Below are 13,870 nucleotides of genomic sequence, written 5' to 3' on the forward strand. Positions count from 1 at the left end.
TCGGTCGGGGGCCTCACCTTTCTCCGTGCGTCGATTCGCGGTCCCGATCCCCGGGAGTGCTCACCGATCCACCGGTAGTGGCGCCTCGCGCACGGGATGCGTCCGTCACGTCATGACGCGGTCATCCCACCTTGTGCAGCCAGACGACGGATGCCTCGTCTCCCGCGTGACGGAAGGGTTCGAGTTCGTCGTCCCAGGCGGCGCCCAGGGCGACGTGCAATTCGCGCTGCAGCTCCTGAACGTCGCCGGCGGCGATCTCCATCGCATAGCGGAGGCGGTCCTCACCGATGACGATGTTGCCCGCAGCATCCGTCTGGGCATAGTGGATGCCGAGCCCCGGCGTGTGGAGCCACCGGCCTCCGTCGCTGCGCGGCGTGGGGTCCTCCGACACTTCGAACCGGAGGTGCTCCCAGCCGCGGATCGCGGTGGCCAGCGCGGCACCCGTCCCCGCGGGCCCCTCCCAGTAGAACTCCGCGCGCCGACTCCCGGACAGCACCGGCTGGTCGGCCCACTCGAAGGTGACGGGCCGACCCAGGGCGCGGCCGACCGCCCACTCGAGGTGGGGGCACAACGCCCGTGGCGCGGAGTGGATGTAGATCACTCCACGCGCAGTGGTTGTCGCCATGATGACTCCGTTTCCTCAGGTACGTCTTCCCCTACGACCTGTGAAACGACAGCTGCGGCGTGTTCGGTTGTGCGGCCATTATCACCCGGGCACCGTCGGAATCACAAGCGTGTGATTCCGACACGCCGAAGACCCCGGCGCGGTTGAGCGCCGGGGTCTTCGGATGAGGGTCCGAGGCTTCAGGCCTCGCTCATGGCCAGCTTCTCCTGCTGGCCCTTCGCCGCGTAGTAGGCGGCGCGGGCGGCGTCGCGACGTGCCTGCTCGACCTGGCCGGCCTCGAGCACGTCCTGGGCGACCTCGACGTTCTCCGCGTGGGGGACGCCGTTGTACTTCTCGATGTAGGCGTCGAGCTCCGGGCCCGACTCCCACGACGTGATGAGGCAGTAGCGCGGCTCGCTGCCGAGGTGCGTGGCGGCATGCCACAGGCGCTGCGTGTCGATGATCAGCTGCGCGCCGGCCGGCAGTGCGATGCGCACCTCGCCCTGGGGGTCGGTGCGGTTCTCACGGAGGACGAAGAAGCTGTCCTTGTCGTCGGTGAGGTTGAAGAACCCGCGAACGACCCAGCCGGTGCCGTCGGGGTTCAGGCGGTTGTTGTCGTCCTGGTGCAGGTTGTAGAGGCAGTCGGCGTAGGAGTTCGGCTGCAGCTCGATGATGCGGCACCGACCCACGTTCGCACCCGGCTCGAGGGCCCGCTCGGTCAGGGTCGGCGCGATCGCCGTCTGGGAGTCGATCCAGACGCCGTCCTTGTCGGTGCGCGGCGGCTTGTGGTTCCAGAAGCCGTTGCATTCGATCTCGCCCTTCGCCGACGCGAGCGGCGCGAAGCGGGTGTCGCCGGATGACTTCCAGTCGACGTACTCGAGGTCGAGCCACTCCCTGGGGTCGATCTCCTTGCCGTAGCTGTCCAGCACCACGTAGCCGGTCTCTTCGAGAGCGGCTGACTTGATGTAACCCATAGCGTTATGCCCTTTCGTAGGTGGCCAGCACGTTTCAACAGGCCAACTAAGGCAAGCCTACCTCCGGCACGCGCGGGAGCCCGGGGAGCCGGGAGCGGTTCATTAGACTCGACGCGGCCTGTCTCCAGCATCCCGAGGAGGGAACCGACCCGATGGTCACCGCCACGAATGTCGATGCCACCGCCGTCAACACCCTGCGGTGGCTCGCCTCCGGCGACCGCACGATCGTCGTCCCCGTCTACCAGCGCCAGTACCGGTGGGACATCGGGAACTGCGAGCAGCTTCTCGCCGACATCCGCGCCGTGGCCGACCTCGATGACCGTCACATGCACTTCATCGGCTCCGTTCTCTCGGCGGTCTCGGACGATGAGCTCGTGCTCATCGACGGCCAGCAGCGCATCACCACGCTGATGCTTCTGGTGGCGGCCCTTCATCACGCCGTCGGCGATGCCGATCCGGCACTCTCCGCCGACCTGCAGGCCGTCCTCCTCCGCCAGGGCGAGCCGGGCGCGGGGCCTCGGACCACGCTGCGGCCCCACCGGGCATGGGCCGATGTCTTCCGCTCGGTGATCCTCGGGAACGACGCCGACCTCGCCGTGCGCGAGTCGCGTTTCGCCGACAACTACGCCTTCTTCCGCAGCCAGGTGTCGGCCGAGGAAGTGCCGCGCATCTGGCGGGGCCTGCAGAAGCTCGAACACGTCGCCATCAGCCTCGGCGCAGGTGCCAACGCACAGCAGATCTTCGAGAGCCTGAACTCCACAGGCGAGCCGCTGCGCGAACACGAGCTCATCCACAATTACGTGCTCATGGGCCTGTCTCACGCCGAGCAGGTGCGCATCGAGGAGGAGTACTGGCTGCCCATCGAGCAGGCGACCGGGGAGAGCATCGCTGCGTTCTGGGAGCAGTACCTCGTCATGCGGACGGGCCGCGAAACCGAGGATGCCGCGGGCCGGGGCGTCTACGACGTCTTCCGTCACCAGTTCCCCCGTCTCGAACCCGGTGCGCTGGATGCGCACGCGTCGGAGTGGCGGGAGTACGCCGAGATCCACCGCATCCTCCGCGAACCCGGGCGCGAAACCGACGAGGAGGTTGCACGGCGGCTGACCGGTGTCGGTGTCTTCGGAGCCGTCGCCTTCCCGCTCGTGATGCGGTCGTATCGGCGATTCCGCGGCGGCGATCTGTCCCGAGGCGCGCTCCTCAGCCTGCTGGAGCAGGTGGAGTCGCTGCTGCTGCGGCGCACGATCGTGGGGATCGGCACCGAACGCATCGTCGCCCGCCTGTGCCGCGCCGAGCACGAGGGCGCAGAGGCGCTCAGCAGGGCCCTGGCCCGCATCACCCCGAGCGATGAGCGGGTGTCTGTGGCGCTGAAGTACTCCGATCTCCCCCACCCGGCATACGTCCTCACCCGGCTGTTCGACGTCGATTCACGCGCAGACTGGGACATCGATCACATCGTGCCGCTCGCACCGGGCGAGACATGGAGCGGCGACGGTGTGCGCACCTGGGCGGAGTACTCCGAAGACGAGCAGAACAGCCACCGCGCCCTCGCGCGCACCCTGGGGAATCTGGCGCTGATCGAGGAGGAACAGGGGATGCAGGTCTTCGATGCCTCGTTCCCGGACAAGCGCACCGTGTACTCCCGCTCGGCCGTCGACGCGACCGCGGCGCTGGCCGCTCACGAGCGGTGGAGCACGAGGGAGATCTCGGCCCGCTCCGCCGCGCTGACCGCACAGTTCGCGCGCGTCTGGCCCCGCGCCGAGATCAGCGGCATTGATGACGACGGTCTGACACCGGTGCTGGACGCCGTGCGCCGACGTGGCTGGCCGCGAGGCTGGGAACGCGAGTGGGACTACGTGGAGTACCGCGGCGAGCACTGGGAGGTCAAGGACATCCGCTACCTCTTCCATCGCGTCTTCGCACGACTGTGGGCCGATGCGCGTGACGCCGTCGTCGCGTACAGCGCGCGCCGGGGTGGGCCGGTCTACCCCGAGAGAGCGTGGACCGGTCAGTGGGACGCCCTCGACGCCGACCACCACCTCTACCTCGGGTGGGACTCCAGCTACATGCTCAGCGCCGTCCAGGGCGTTCTCGCCGAGGCGGGGATCGCGGAAGAGGTCTTCGTGAAGTACTCCTACATCGGCGCGGTGATGTCCACCGGCGTGCGGCGCTGAGGAGCAGGGTTTCGGGCCGCTAGGCTCGGATACGAGGGGCGGTGGCCAAGCTGGTCAAGGCAGCGGGCTCATAACCCGACGATCGTGGGTTCAAGTCCCACCCGCCCTACCAACGGCGCCGATGAGAATCAGCGGCGCGGATCGTCGCGGTCGCGCACGGGCGGATCAGGCCAGACCTTCGCGACGGCCTCGGTGACTCGGATCGATCCGGTGGTGGGGCCCGCCATGGTGCCGTCGCCGTCCGAACCCCGCTGGATGGGGATCTCTTTGCTGTCACTGACGATCTGCGGGTGGTAGCGGGCCAGTTGGAACACGCCCCACACCGCGATGACGCCCGCGATGAGGAAACCGATGTTGGCCCAGAGCGGCGCTGTCGCAGCTTCGCCGAGGACGATCAGGCCGATGAGGATCGCCACGATGGGGTCGATCACGGTGAGGCCTGCGATCACGAGATCGGGCGGTCCGGACGAGTAAGCGGTCTGAACGAAGTAGGCGCCGATTCCCGTTCCGATCAGCAGCGCGATGAGGCAGAGAAGCGTGAGCCACTCGAAGTTCTGGTTCTGGATCCGCACGATGATGACCTTCGCCAGCGTCGCGACGAATCCGTAGATCACGCCGGCGGCCATGATGTAGAACAGTGCGCCCATGCGCTTGCGCAGCCAGACCCACAGGCCCGCGAAGGCGACCGTGACGGCGGCGAGGATGAGCAGGATCGTGATGAGCTGCCCGTCGGAGATGGGCGACTCGGTGGCGAAGAGCGCCGCGATCGTGACGAAGATGAAGATGCCGCCGACACACGCCCCGATGGCGATGAGCGAACGCCTGGTGGGCTTGTGCCCGCTGATCCGGGCGTTCAGCAGGGTGGTGATCACCAGAGCGATCGCACCGAGCGGCTGGACGACGATGAGCGGGGCGAAGGAGAGGGCTGCGAGTTGGCAGACGATCGCCAGCCCCAGCATCATCGTGCCGATCACCCATGACGGCCGCGACAGCAGACGAACCAGCTGACCCCCGCTGAGCCCGCCCGCCCCTCCGGCCCCGCTCATCTCCTCGACCTTGGCGACACCCCGGTGCTGGTACTGCGCACCGAAGGACATGAAGATCGCGCCGAGCAGCGCCAGGGGGATGCCGATCAGCAGCCCGGGATTCTGGAACACGCCGACGAGGACCTCGCCGACATCCTCCAGTTGTACGTCTGCGCTCAGCACCCCTCGACCATACCCGTCGTGTCGCGTCGATAGGCTCGAGACATGGCCGTTCGACCTATTCGCATCATGGGAGACCCGGTGCTCCACGCCCCCGCCGCCCCCGTGGAGGAGATCACCGACGAGATCCGGTCACTCGTCACCGACATGTTCGAGACGATGGATGCGGCCCCCGGAGTGGGTCTTGCGGCCCCCCAGGTGGGGGTGCCGCTGCGGATCTTCACCTACTCCTACGAGGACGACGAGCGGCTCCCCTGGCGCGGGGTGATCATCAACCCCGACCTGTGGATGCTGCCGACGGTGCCCGGAGAGCCCGACCCCGACGAGGAGTCGGAGGGGTGCCTGTCCTTTCCCGGGGAACGATTCCCGCTTCGCCGTTCGGATCGGGTTCGGGTGACGGGGCACGACCTGGAGGGTCAGCCCGTCTCGCTGGATGTGGACGGGTGGCGCGCCCGCATCCTGCAGCACGAGTTCGACCATCTCGACGGCGTCCTCTACATCGACAGGCTTGACGACGGGGCGTGGAAGACCGTCCAGAAGATCGCGCGTAAGCGCGGCTGGGGTCGTCCCGGCTCGGCGTGGCTGCCGGGCGTCGATGATCTCGACGCCTGAAACCCGCGCCGGTCCGCCGGGAGGCGCCTCCGCTCCTATCGCTGCGACCCGTCAGAAAATGTCGTCCGTCACCTTTCCGAGCAGCATCCCTCGACGGCTCGCGGCCGGTGACGGGCGCGGCTGGGGCCTGTCCGGCTCGGCGTGCATGTCCTGGCTCGAGGCGGTCCTCGGTGCCCGCGGGGCCATTCCGCCTCGGCAGCGGCAGGAGTACCGTCGCGCGTGAAGCGAAACAGAGAAGGAAGGTGAGGGCACCATGTTCGAAGACGCGCATGGCGTCGCTGTGATCGCCGCGTCAGATCTGGGTCGCGCGCGTGGGTTCTATGAGGGCGTGCTCGGTCTAACCCCGGCGACGGAACCGTCGGAGGAGGAGGTGTTCTACCGGCTCGGGCAGACGCAGGTGCTCCTGTATCGCACGGGCTTCGCGGGTACCGCAAAGAACACCGTCTTCGCCATCGAGACGCCGCACCTGGACAGGGACATGGCTGCGCTGCGCGAGCGCGGGGTGAGGTTCGAGGAGTACGACTTCCCCGGACTCCGCACGGTCGACGGCGTGGCCGATCTAGCGACGGAGAGGGCCGCGTGGTTCACGGACACGGAGGGGAACATCCTGGCGCTCAGCGAAAGGAAGTGAGGCCGACCCCGCGAAGAAGAAACGGCCCGGGGGTGGAGCCCCGGGCCGTTTGTGCCATCGCCTCGTCCTGCGACGTCCCGCGACAGGGGCCCCGGAGCCGCGCTCCGAGGCCCCTTGTGCCGTCCAAAGGCTATTTGCTGGCCGTCACACGCTTCTTGATGCTCATGTACCAAGCGGCAAGTAGGCCGGCAATCAGGATCTGTGCGAAGAAGACGCCGACGTACTGGCCGGTGAGATTTGCCACGAGCAGGCCGAGGCCGATGCTCAGAATGGCGACCACGATGACGGTCACATAGTACGCGCGAAACGGGTCTCCCTGACGCATGGGGTCTCCTCTCGTTAGGTGCAGTCTGCACCGTTGTGGACGAAGGGGTTCCAACCGAACACGGTAGTTCCGGGAACTCCCCAGAACGATAGGCCGACGCACTGACCATTGTCACTGGCGTAAACCGCGGTGGCCCCGATTGCCGCGGATGCGATGGAGCAAGCAGCGATCCCGACCGGTCCGCCCAGACCGCACGCAGCAGTCGCTCCGCCCAATGCCACGATCCCGGCGCTGGCAATGGTGTCAGTCTCATGTCGGTTGAACAGCAGCGAGGTCCAGCCCAGGCCCTGGTCCAGGCGCGGATCCGCGAGGATCGGGTACGCGAAGTCGCCTGAGGTGTGGTCGACAATCTGCACCAGCGAGTTGCCATCCAGTTCGTACCGCGTGGGCACCGATGTGCCTTCCGCGTCGACGGCCCACGGAGATGCCGCATGCAGCAGCACATCGCCATCGGGGCCGATAACCATAGCCGACCCGTCGTCAGCCACAGCGACTGTGGCGTCGTCGGCGCCCGCCGTTATGTCGTACGAGAACGACACTGGAGCGTCTGGCGACGACAGCGTCGTCAGTAGCTGAACCCCCGTCTCTGTCGGAATAGCGGTGTTGGCGACGGCGGATGTGGAGGGGTATGTGATCGCACCAGAGTCGAGCACGACTGCCTCGTCCGCTGCCTGGACTTCGGGCAGCTTGACGGAGACCGTGGCGCCGTCCAGACCCAGCTCGACAGCTTCCAGGGCGTTGCGGGGCACGGAGACGGTGACAGACCCGTGGGTGACGGCGGCGTCCTCTGCAGTCGCCGTTGCCGGGGCCGGTGTCGCTACTTTCGACCCTGCAGGGCCGGAGAGCGCCTCTACGACTGCCCTCGCGGAGGACTCCCCCACGGCTTCATCGGCCGTTGCGGGAAGTGCCGCAGTGAATGACGCGGCTGGAATAGTGATCGCTGCCGCGACTGCTGCGGAGCAATGGACCAAGTTCGACGACCTGCTTTCGTGCTTGGCTTTCGCATGATCTTCCTCTCGTTCGTCGTCGGACGGGAAACACTTACCCTTCTCGCAAAGGACACCGATCTCGATCGATTTCAGACGATTTGCAGGCGACTCTCATGTCGGCCTCATCTTTTGTCCCCCATGAGGGGGACGAATGGGCAGCCGGTGCTCCGGATCTGGCTTTTGGTCATCGCGATAGGCCGACCGGAGGCGAGATACGGACCGCCTGTTAGATCGCAGTGGCGAGGCTCACCACGCCGAGCCCTCATATCGTGAGCATCTCCGGTCTGCCCGCCGTGGCCTTAGCCGCGAGGCGGATCAACGCCGAGCGTCACCGTCGACAAGGGAGCGCAGATGGCGACCGATGCTCGCTCGGAGGTCATCGTGCTGATCGCCGAGCGCCGTGTCGGGGTCCTATTTTTGCCCAGGTCGTACAGCCACACCGGGCGCCAGACCAGCTCCCGCGGCTCCCACTCATAGCGAGGCCAGATGTGCGCATGAACGAAGGCGTCCGCGTTGCCGAGGACGTCGATGCTCACCCGTCGTAAAAAGGGATCGAGCTCGCGGCACGCGTCCTCGACGGCGGTGGCCAGCAGGTCGACGTCCGCGAGGAACTGGACGCGGTCTTCCGAGGCATTTCCGCCAGCGCGGTCGTCGCGCCAATCCATGCAGCTGCCGCTATCTGACTGCTCCGAGTCGTCGCGAGGTGGCTGAATGCGTGGATGCATCAGGAGACGGTCTCGGCCAGGAGACGCGGAACGAGTGGGGCTGGACTGTCTGCCCCACGAAGAGCCCCCGGAAGTTCGCTGAAATTCCGGGGGCTTGGGGTTTTGCGCTCCCCCACTTGGACTCGAACCAAGAACCTATCGGTTAACAGCCGATTGCTCTGCCAATTGAGCTATGGAGGAATGTGCCCTCGCCGCGGCGCGGGCAACCCGACCATGCTAGCAAACGCTGAGGGGTGCCTGTGACACCGACCAGCAGAGTGACACCGACCAGCAGAAGCACATCAGGATGCCGCACGCCGCCGATCGTCTGCGCCGCCGGGCGTCCAGAGCAGATCGTCGAGGTGGGGACCGGCGGCGACCGGGTGGCCTCCGCGCAACACGAGCACCTGCGCGTCGAGCTCGCGTGCCACATCCTCCTCGTTCGTCACGATGACGCTTGCCATGCCGATGTCATCGCGACGTCGCGCAATGGCGTCGTGCGCCGCCCGACGCACCTCGACGTCCATGTTGGCGAAGGGCTCGTCGGCGAGGAACACCTTCGGTTGGAGCATGAGGGCTCGCGCGAACGCGACGCGTTGGCGCATGCCTGCGCTGAGCTCGTACGGGTACTTCGCCGCCGCGCCCAGCGGCAGCATCATCTCGTCCAGCAGCGCGGCGACGCGGATCGACAGCGCCCGCTGATTGACCCGGCGATCGCGGCTCGTCACCGGTTCGGCGATCGTCTCGGACACCGTCAGCCGCGCGGGGAGCTTCGCCCCGGCGCTCTGCGGCAGGAAGCCGGTCACGTACGTCAGAACCCGGTGCTTGCGCCCCGGACGGCGGACCGAGATGCCCTCGACCAGGGCGTCGCCGCCGACCACACCGAGATCGGCGGGAGCGAGTCCGGCAAGCGTCATCACCAGGCTGGACTTCCCCGCGCCGGTCGGCCCCATGACCGCCAGCGTGCGGCCCCGTGGCAGCTGGAACGACACGCCTTCGACCACACGGAGGGCGCCGGGACGGGGGTTCCACGCCAGGGAGAGATCACGGCTGTGGATCGCGACGTCATCGTCTCGTGGCGGGGCCATAGCCCCATCATGCCCGGTCGCCGGGGTGCGGGCGACCGCAGGGTTCAGCTTTCCGCTGCGACGACCTGTCGATCGTGGTCGAGTTCGCGCAGGCGCAGACGGACCGCCCGCCCCTCTTCGGACTCCGGAGCCACCCGCTGAATGGCACGGAGCAGTTCGCGCTTCTCCTCCTCGATGCCGCGCAGGACGACGCGGCGGGCGAGATCGGCTGTGGATGCGACGGCGGCGTCGTCGGTCAGCGCGGGGAATGCGCGGGTCAGGAGCTCAGCGGCGAGCGACCGATACGGCTCGCGCACCTCCGACACCGCATCCGCCGCCCACCCCATCCGATCCAGATCCGGAACCACCGCGAGGGTCTGACGGACGGCCTCGAGAGCAGGCACACGGAAGGGCTGTGCCAGGGCACGGCTGCGCAGGGCCGCATCGATCCGATGCCCGAACTGCAGGAAGCCGGTGAGGGCGTCGCGTTCGAGCGCGGCGTCGGCTGTGCGAGGGAGGGTCGCCACGCTCGGACGCACCTGAGGCTCATCCGCCGCCGGCGGATGGTCTTCGACCGGCCGGCCGCCGCGCGCACCCGCATCGGCGTCACGCGTATTTTTGCTCCGGGGCTCGCCGGCGTGATCGCGGGAGGCGCCGCGCGCCGCGCGTTCGACGGCGGCGGACACCTCCCCCAGGTCGAGCCCGAGCCGACGGGCGAGGACCCGGGTGTAGCCCGGACGGAGCGCCGGGTCGCGGATCTCCGCCACGATCGGCGCCGCGGCGCCGAGTGCTCCCGCGCGACCCTCCACGGTCGCGAGATCGAAGCCGGCCAACCGCTGGTCGATCACGAACTCGAACATGGGCGCCTTGTGGTCCATGAGCGCGCGCACCGCGGCATCCCCCTTCGACATGCGGAGATCGCACGGATCCAGTCCCTCGGGAGCGACCGCGACGTACGTCTGGGCGGCGAATCTCTTCTCGTCGCCGAAGGCGCGCAGCGCCGCCTTCTGACCGGCGGCATCGGGATCGAACGTGAAGACCACCTCGCCCGCCGCGCTGTCGTCGCCCATCACCCGTCGGAGCACCGTGATGTGATCGGTTCCGAATGCCGTGCCACAGGTGGCGACAGCGGTGGTGACGCCCGCGAGATGGCAGGCCATCACGTCGGTGTACCCTTCGACGACGACCACCCGGTGATCGCGCGAGATGTCGCGCTTGGCCAGGTCGAGCCCGTAGAGCACCTGCGCCTTGCGGTAGATCGGAGTCTCCGGGGTGTTCAAGTACTTCGGACCGCCATCGTCCTCGTAGAGCTTCCTGGCTCCGAAGCCGATCACCTGCCCGGTGACGTCGCGGATCGGCCACACCAGGCGGCCGCGGAACCGGTCGTAGACGCCTCGCTGTCCCTGAGAGACCAGCCCTGCCGTCGTGAGTTCCTCACGGGTGAAGCCCTGGGCGGTGAGGTGGTCCATCAGGTGAGACCACCCCCGCGGCGCGTATCCCACGCCGAAGTGCGCGGCCGCGCCGGCGTCGAAACCGCGCTCGCCGAGGAACGTGCGGGCCGCGGCGGCCTCGGGGGTGACGAGCTGGGAGCGGAAGTACCCCCCCGCCGCCGCGTTGGCCGCGTAGAGCCGGCTGCGTCCGGTCGTCTCGGGCGCAGCGCCGCCGTCCTCGTAGTGGAGCGCATACCCGATCCGTCCGGCGAGACGTTCCACCGCCTCGGTGAACGACACATGGTCCATCTTCCGGAGGAAGGTGTAGACGTCTCCGGACTCGCCGCACCCGAAGCAGTGGTAGAAGCCGACTTGGGGGCGAACGTGGAAGCTCGGGCTGCGCTCGTCGTGGAACGGGCAGAGCCCCTTCAAAGACCCGACGCCCGCCGATTTCAGCGCCACCCGCTCGCCGATGATGTCACCGATGTTGGTGCGGGCCTTCACTTCCTCCACATCGGCCTGGCGGATGCGCCCCGCCATCAGCGTGCCACCGGGTCGGCCGTCGAGCGCCGCGAACCAGGAGCCCAGATCCCGAGCGCGGCGGCGTCGATCTCACCCACCAGGCGCGTGTGCCAGGCGATGGCGAGCTGGTCGGTGAGGCTTGCGACCTGATCGACGATGACGCGTCGTCGGGCGCTCTCGGTCTCGGCGGAGGCAAAGTCTTCGGCATGCATGGCGTCGAGGTGCGCCGGCTCGTCCCACAGCGCCGTTGCGAGACGCTTGAGCGCGCGACGCTGCTCTTTGTACAGCGCCTTCCGCCCGTCGATCGAGACCACCGTCGCGCCGATGATGCCCTTCAGCACCGCCATCTCGGCCTCGATGACGCGCGGCACGACGACGTGGGCGCGGTATCGGGTGAGGACGGAGGTGTCGTACGCATCACGGGTGGCCGTCGTCGCCGCCCGGGCGAAGCGTCCGATGAGATCCGAGGTGAGGTTCTTCAGTCGAGCGAGATCGTGCCGCGTGCCGCGGAACTCGGTGATCCACTCCCCGAGACGCATGAGCCGGTACAGCGCATCGGCCAGCTCGTCGCGGGCGAAGTCGAACCCGACCCACGTCTGGATGGCGGTGAGGAGACCTTCGTGCTCGGCGGGGTCGGCGAGTCGAGCGGGGTCGAGGTAGCCGTTGACGACGGCGTCTTCGAAGTCGTGGACCGAATAGGCGATGTCGTCCGAGAGGTCCATCACCTCGGCCTCGATGCATCGCACCCGCCCGGGGGCGCGCTCGCGCATCCAGCGGAACACCGGCTCGTCCTCAGGGTAGACGCCGAACTTCAGCCTGCCGCCGGGATCAGGCACCGGATGATCGGCGGTCCACGGGTACTTGCATGTGGCGTCGAGGCTCGCACGGGTGAGATTCAACCCGACACTCCGTTCGGCGGGGTCGAACACCTTCGATTCGAGCCGCGAGAGGATGCGGAGGGTCTGGGCATTGCCTTCGAAGCCGCCGATGTCAGCAGCCCAGTCGTTGAGGGCGCGCTCTCCGTTGTGGCCGAAGGGCGGATGTCCGAGGTCGTGGCTGAGGCACGCGGTGTCGACCACATCGGGCGAGAGGCGCAGAGCGGTCGCGAGCTCGCGGCCGACCTGGGCGACCTCCAGCGAATGGGTCAGTCGATTGCGGGCGAAATCCGCCGGGCTCGCCGGGCTGAGCACTTGCGTCTTGGCGGCCAGGCGCCGCAGCGCCGCGGAGTGGAGCACGCGGGCGCGATCGCGGGCGAAGTCGTCGCGCTGGGAGCGATGGGTCTCGGTGTGGAAGCGCTCGGCGTCCACGTCGTCGTAGCCGCTCGGCCGGCCGGGGGCCACCCCCAGCCCGGCCCCGCCGTTCCAGGCCGCGGGCGCGGCGAGACCCGCCGCGTCGCCGGTCGCCGGGAACGCCGCCACCGGCTCAGCCACCGCTGTGGTCGAGTTCGGCCTCGGCGAGGGCGGTGGAGGCGTCGGCGCCGATGTCGCGGGAGTCGAGCCATCCGTCGGGAAGCGCCGGCCGCTTGGGCGTTCCGGCTCGGCCGCGCTGGCCTTCCGCGGCCGCACCCGGGTACGGGGCGCCGAGGTCGAGTGTGGCCAGAAGCTCGTCGATCTCCTCGAGCGTGGACACCGTCGCCAGCCGAGCCCGGGTGTCGCCTCCGACCGGATACCCCTTGAAGTACCACGCGACGTGCTTCCGGATGTCGCGGCACCCCCGGCCCTCGTCGTCGAAGAACTTCACGAGGAGCTCTGCGTGACGTCGGAAAGCCCGGGCGACGAACGCCAGGGTGGCATCGACGGGCTCGCCGGCGGCGCTGCCGTCCCGGCCGAGAGCGCGGGCGAGGTCGCCGAACAGCCAGGGACGGCCGAGACACCCGCGGCCGACGACGACCCCGTCGCATCCGGTCTCCGCCATCATCCGCACGGCGTCATCAGCGGACCAGATGTCTCCGTTGCCGAGGACCGGGATGCTGGTGACAGCCTCCTTCAGCGCCGCGATCGCCGCCCAGTCGGCGGTGCCGGAGTAGAACTGGGATGCCGTCCGGGCATGCAGTGCGACGGCGGAGATGCCGGCATCCTCTGCGATCCGCCCCGCCTCGAGGTAGGTCAGGTGGTCGTCGTCGATGCCCTTGCGCATCTTGACCGTGACGGGGATGTCTCCCCCGGCGCGAGCCGCGCGGGTGACGATGTCGCGGAACAGATCGCGCTTCCAGGGGAGCGCCGCCCCTCCGCCCTTGCGGGTGACCTTCGGCACCGGGCAGCCGAAGTTCAGGTCGATGTGGTCAGCGCGGTCCTCTTCGACAAGGAGCCTCACGGCGGCTTCGACGGTGGCGGGGTCGACACCGTACAGCTGGATCGAACGCGGGACCTCGGACTCGTGGTGGGTGATCAGCCGCATCGTGGTCGCATTGCGCTCCACCAGTGCGCGCGAGGTGATCATCTCGCTGACGTACAGACCGGCGCCGTATTCCCGGCAGAGACGGCGGAAGGCGGTGTTGGTGATACCGGCCATCGGCGCGAGCACGACCGGTGCGTCCAGGGTCAGCGCACCGATCCGAAGGGTCGGGGCTGGGGCGACGGCGAGTGACACCTCTGTATTCTCCCATCCTCGCGGCCGGGGTCGCGAAAGCGGATTTA

At 68.3% G+C, this 13,870-nt stretch carries 13 protein-coding genes and 2 tRNA genes; 4 read left to right on the top strand and 11 right to left on the bottom strand.

The window, feature by feature from the left end; genetic code table 11:
* Positions 1 to 121: 121 nt before the first annotated feature.
* Complete coding sequence (locus HDC37_RS09175; RefSeq protein ID WP_179560122.1) at positions 122 to 625, bottom strand: DUF3145 domain-containing protein; 504 nt, start codon at positions 623 to 625, stop codon at positions 122 to 124.
* A 179-nt stretch (positions 626 to 804) separates the two neighbouring features.
* On the bottom strand, positions 805 to 1,578 hold the full coding sequence (locus HDC37_RS09180) for a hypothetical protein (protein WP_179560123.1): 774 nt from the start codon (positions 1,576 to 1,578) through the stop codon (positions 805 to 807).
* Positions 1,579 to 1,730: 152 nt separating this feature from the next.
* On the opposite strand from HDC37_RS09180, the gene HDC37_RS09185 reads away from it, so the two are divergent.
* Together HDC37_RS09185 and HDC37_RS09190 are read left to right on the top strand one after the other, a co-directional pair.
* Positions 1,731 to 3,749, top strand: a complete 2,019-nt coding sequence (locus HDC37_RS09185) for a DUF262 domain-containing protein (RefSeq protein WP_179560124.1) — start codon at positions 1,731 to 1,733, stop codon at positions 3,747 to 3,749.
* A gap of 35 nt (positions 3,750 to 3,784) precedes the next feature.
* Positions 3,785 to 3,861: transfer RNA gene (locus HDC37_RS09190), tRNA-Ile, on the top strand.
* 16 nt (positions 3,862 to 3,877) lie between these two features.
* On the opposite strand, the gene HDC37_RS09195 is transcribed toward HDC37_RS09190, so the two are convergent.
* Complete coding sequence (locus HDC37_RS09195; protein WP_308472158.1) at positions 3,878 to 4,957, bottom strand: DMT family transporter; 1,080 nt, start codon at positions 4,955 to 4,957, stop codon at positions 3,878 to 3,880.
* A 42-nt stretch (positions 4,958 to 4,999) separates the two neighbouring features.
* On the opposite strand from HDC37_RS09195, the gene def reads away from it, so the two are divergent.
* The gene (gene def, locus HDC37_RS09200) at positions 5,000 to 5,566 is read left to right on the top strand and encodes a peptide deformylase (protein WP_179560125.1); all 567 of its coding nucleotides are present in this window, start codon (positions 5,000 to 5,002) and stop codon (positions 5,564 to 5,566) included.
* Between the two features lie 253 nt (positions 5,567 to 5,819).
* Positions 5,820 to 6,197: a VOC family protein gene (locus tag HDC37_RS09205; RefSeq protein ID WP_179560126.1), complete on the top strand. Its 378-nt coding sequence runs from the start codon at positions 5,820 to 5,822 to the stop codon at positions 6,195 to 6,197.
* A gap of 130 nt (positions 6,198 to 6,327) precedes the next feature.
* On the opposite strand, the gene HDC37_RS09210 is transcribed toward HDC37_RS09205, so the two are convergent.
* The 8 genes from HDC37_RS09210 to dusB form a co-directional block, all read right to left on the bottom strand.
* Positions 6,328 to 6,522, bottom strand: a complete 195-nt coding sequence (locus tag HDC37_RS09210) for a hypothetical protein (protein ID WP_179560127.1) — start codon at positions 6,520 to 6,522, stop codon at positions 6,328 to 6,330.
* 14 nt (positions 6,523 to 6,536) lie between these two features.
* Positions 6,537 to 7,271 carry a hypothetical protein gene (locus HDC37_RS09215; protein ID WP_179560128.1) on the bottom strand — a complete coding sequence of 245 codons (735 nt, stop codon included), beginning with the start codon at positions 7,269 to 7,271 and terminating at the stop codon, positions 6,537 to 6,539.
* A 539-nt stretch (positions 7,272 to 7,810) separates the two neighbouring features.
* A complete protein-coding gene (locus HDC37_RS09220; RefSeq protein WP_179560129.1) occupies positions 7,811 to 8,176 on the bottom strand; it encodes a hypothetical protein in 366 nt (121 codons plus the stop codon).
* A gap of 167 nt (positions 8,177 to 8,343) precedes the next feature.
* Positions 8,344 to 8,416: transfer RNA gene (locus HDC37_RS09225), tRNA-Asn, on the bottom strand.
* A 101-nt stretch (positions 8,417 to 8,517) separates the two neighbouring features.
* A complete protein-coding gene (locus tag HDC37_RS09230) occupies positions 8,518 to 9,303 on the bottom strand; it encodes an ATP-binding cassette domain-containing protein (protein WP_179560130.1) in 786 nt (261 codons plus the stop codon).
* Between the two features lie 44 nt (positions 9,304 to 9,347).
* On the bottom strand, positions 9,348 to 11,252 hold the full coding sequence (gene dnaG / locus HDC37_RS09235) for a DNA primase (protein WP_179560131.1): 1,905 nt from the start codon (positions 11,250 to 11,252) through the stop codon (positions 9,348 to 9,350).
* Positions 11,252 to 12,580, bottom strand: coding sequence for a deoxyguanosinetriphosphate triphosphohydrolase (locus HDC37_RS09240; protein WP_179560506.1), 1,329 nt, complete (start codon positions 12,578 to 12,580; stop codon positions 11,252 to 11,254). The genes dnaG and HDC37_RS09240 overlap by 1 nt, the downstream gene beginning before the upstream one ends.
* A gap of 76 nt (positions 12,581 to 12,656) precedes the next feature.
* Positions 12,657 to 13,823 (bottom strand): tRNA dihydrouridine synthase DusB, encoded by a 1,167-nt coding sequence (gene dusB / locus HDC37_RS09245; protein ID WP_179560132.1) that lies wholly within the window; start codon positions 13,821 to 13,823, stop codon positions 12,657 to 12,659.
* Between the last annotated feature and the right edge of the window lie 47 nt (positions 13,824 to 13,870).

Origin of the sequence: Microbacterium sp. AK009 (assembly GCF_013410955.1) — a bacterium.
Lineage (GTDB): Bacteria > Actinomycetota > Actinomycetes > Actinomycetales > Microbacteriaceae > Microbacterium.

Bases quoted from the DNA above. Each gene is read 5' to 3' on its own strand.
- HDC37_RS09185 (WP_179560124.1), top strand. From the start codon at position 1,731: ATGGTCACCGCCACGAATGTCGATGCCACCGCCGTCAACACCCTGCGG.
- HDC37_RS09180 (WP_179560123.1), bottom strand. From the start codon at position 1,578: ATGGGTTACATCAAGTCAGCCGCTCTCGAAGAGACCGGCTACGTGGTG.
- HDC37_RS09205 (WP_179560126.1), top strand. From the start codon at position 5,820: ATGTTCGAAGACGCGCATGGCGTCGCTGTGATCGCCGCGTCAGATCTG.
- HDC37_RS09220 (WP_179560129.1), bottom strand. From the start codon at position 8,176: ATGGATTGGCGCGACGACCGCGCTGGCGGAAATGCCTCGGAAGACCGC.
- dnaG (WP_179560131.1), bottom strand. From the start codon at position 11,252: ATGGCGGGGCGCATCCGCCAGGCCGATGTGGAGGAAGTGAAGGCCCGC.
- HDC37_RS09230 (WP_179560130.1), bottom strand. From the start codon at position 9,303: ATGGCCCCGCCACGAGACGATGACGTCGCGATCCACAGCCGTGATCTC.
- HDC37_RS09210 (WP_179560127.1), bottom strand. From the start codon at position 6,522: ATGCGTCAGGGAGACCCGTTTCGCGCGTACTATGTGACCGTCATCGTG.
- def (WP_179560125.1), top strand. From the start codon at position 5,000: ATGGCCGTTCGACCTATTCGCATCATGGGAGACCCGGTGCTCCACGCC.
- HDC37_RS09175 (WP_179560122.1), bottom strand. From the start codon at position 625: ATGGCGACAACCACTGCGCGTGGAGTGATCTACATCCACTCCGCGCCA.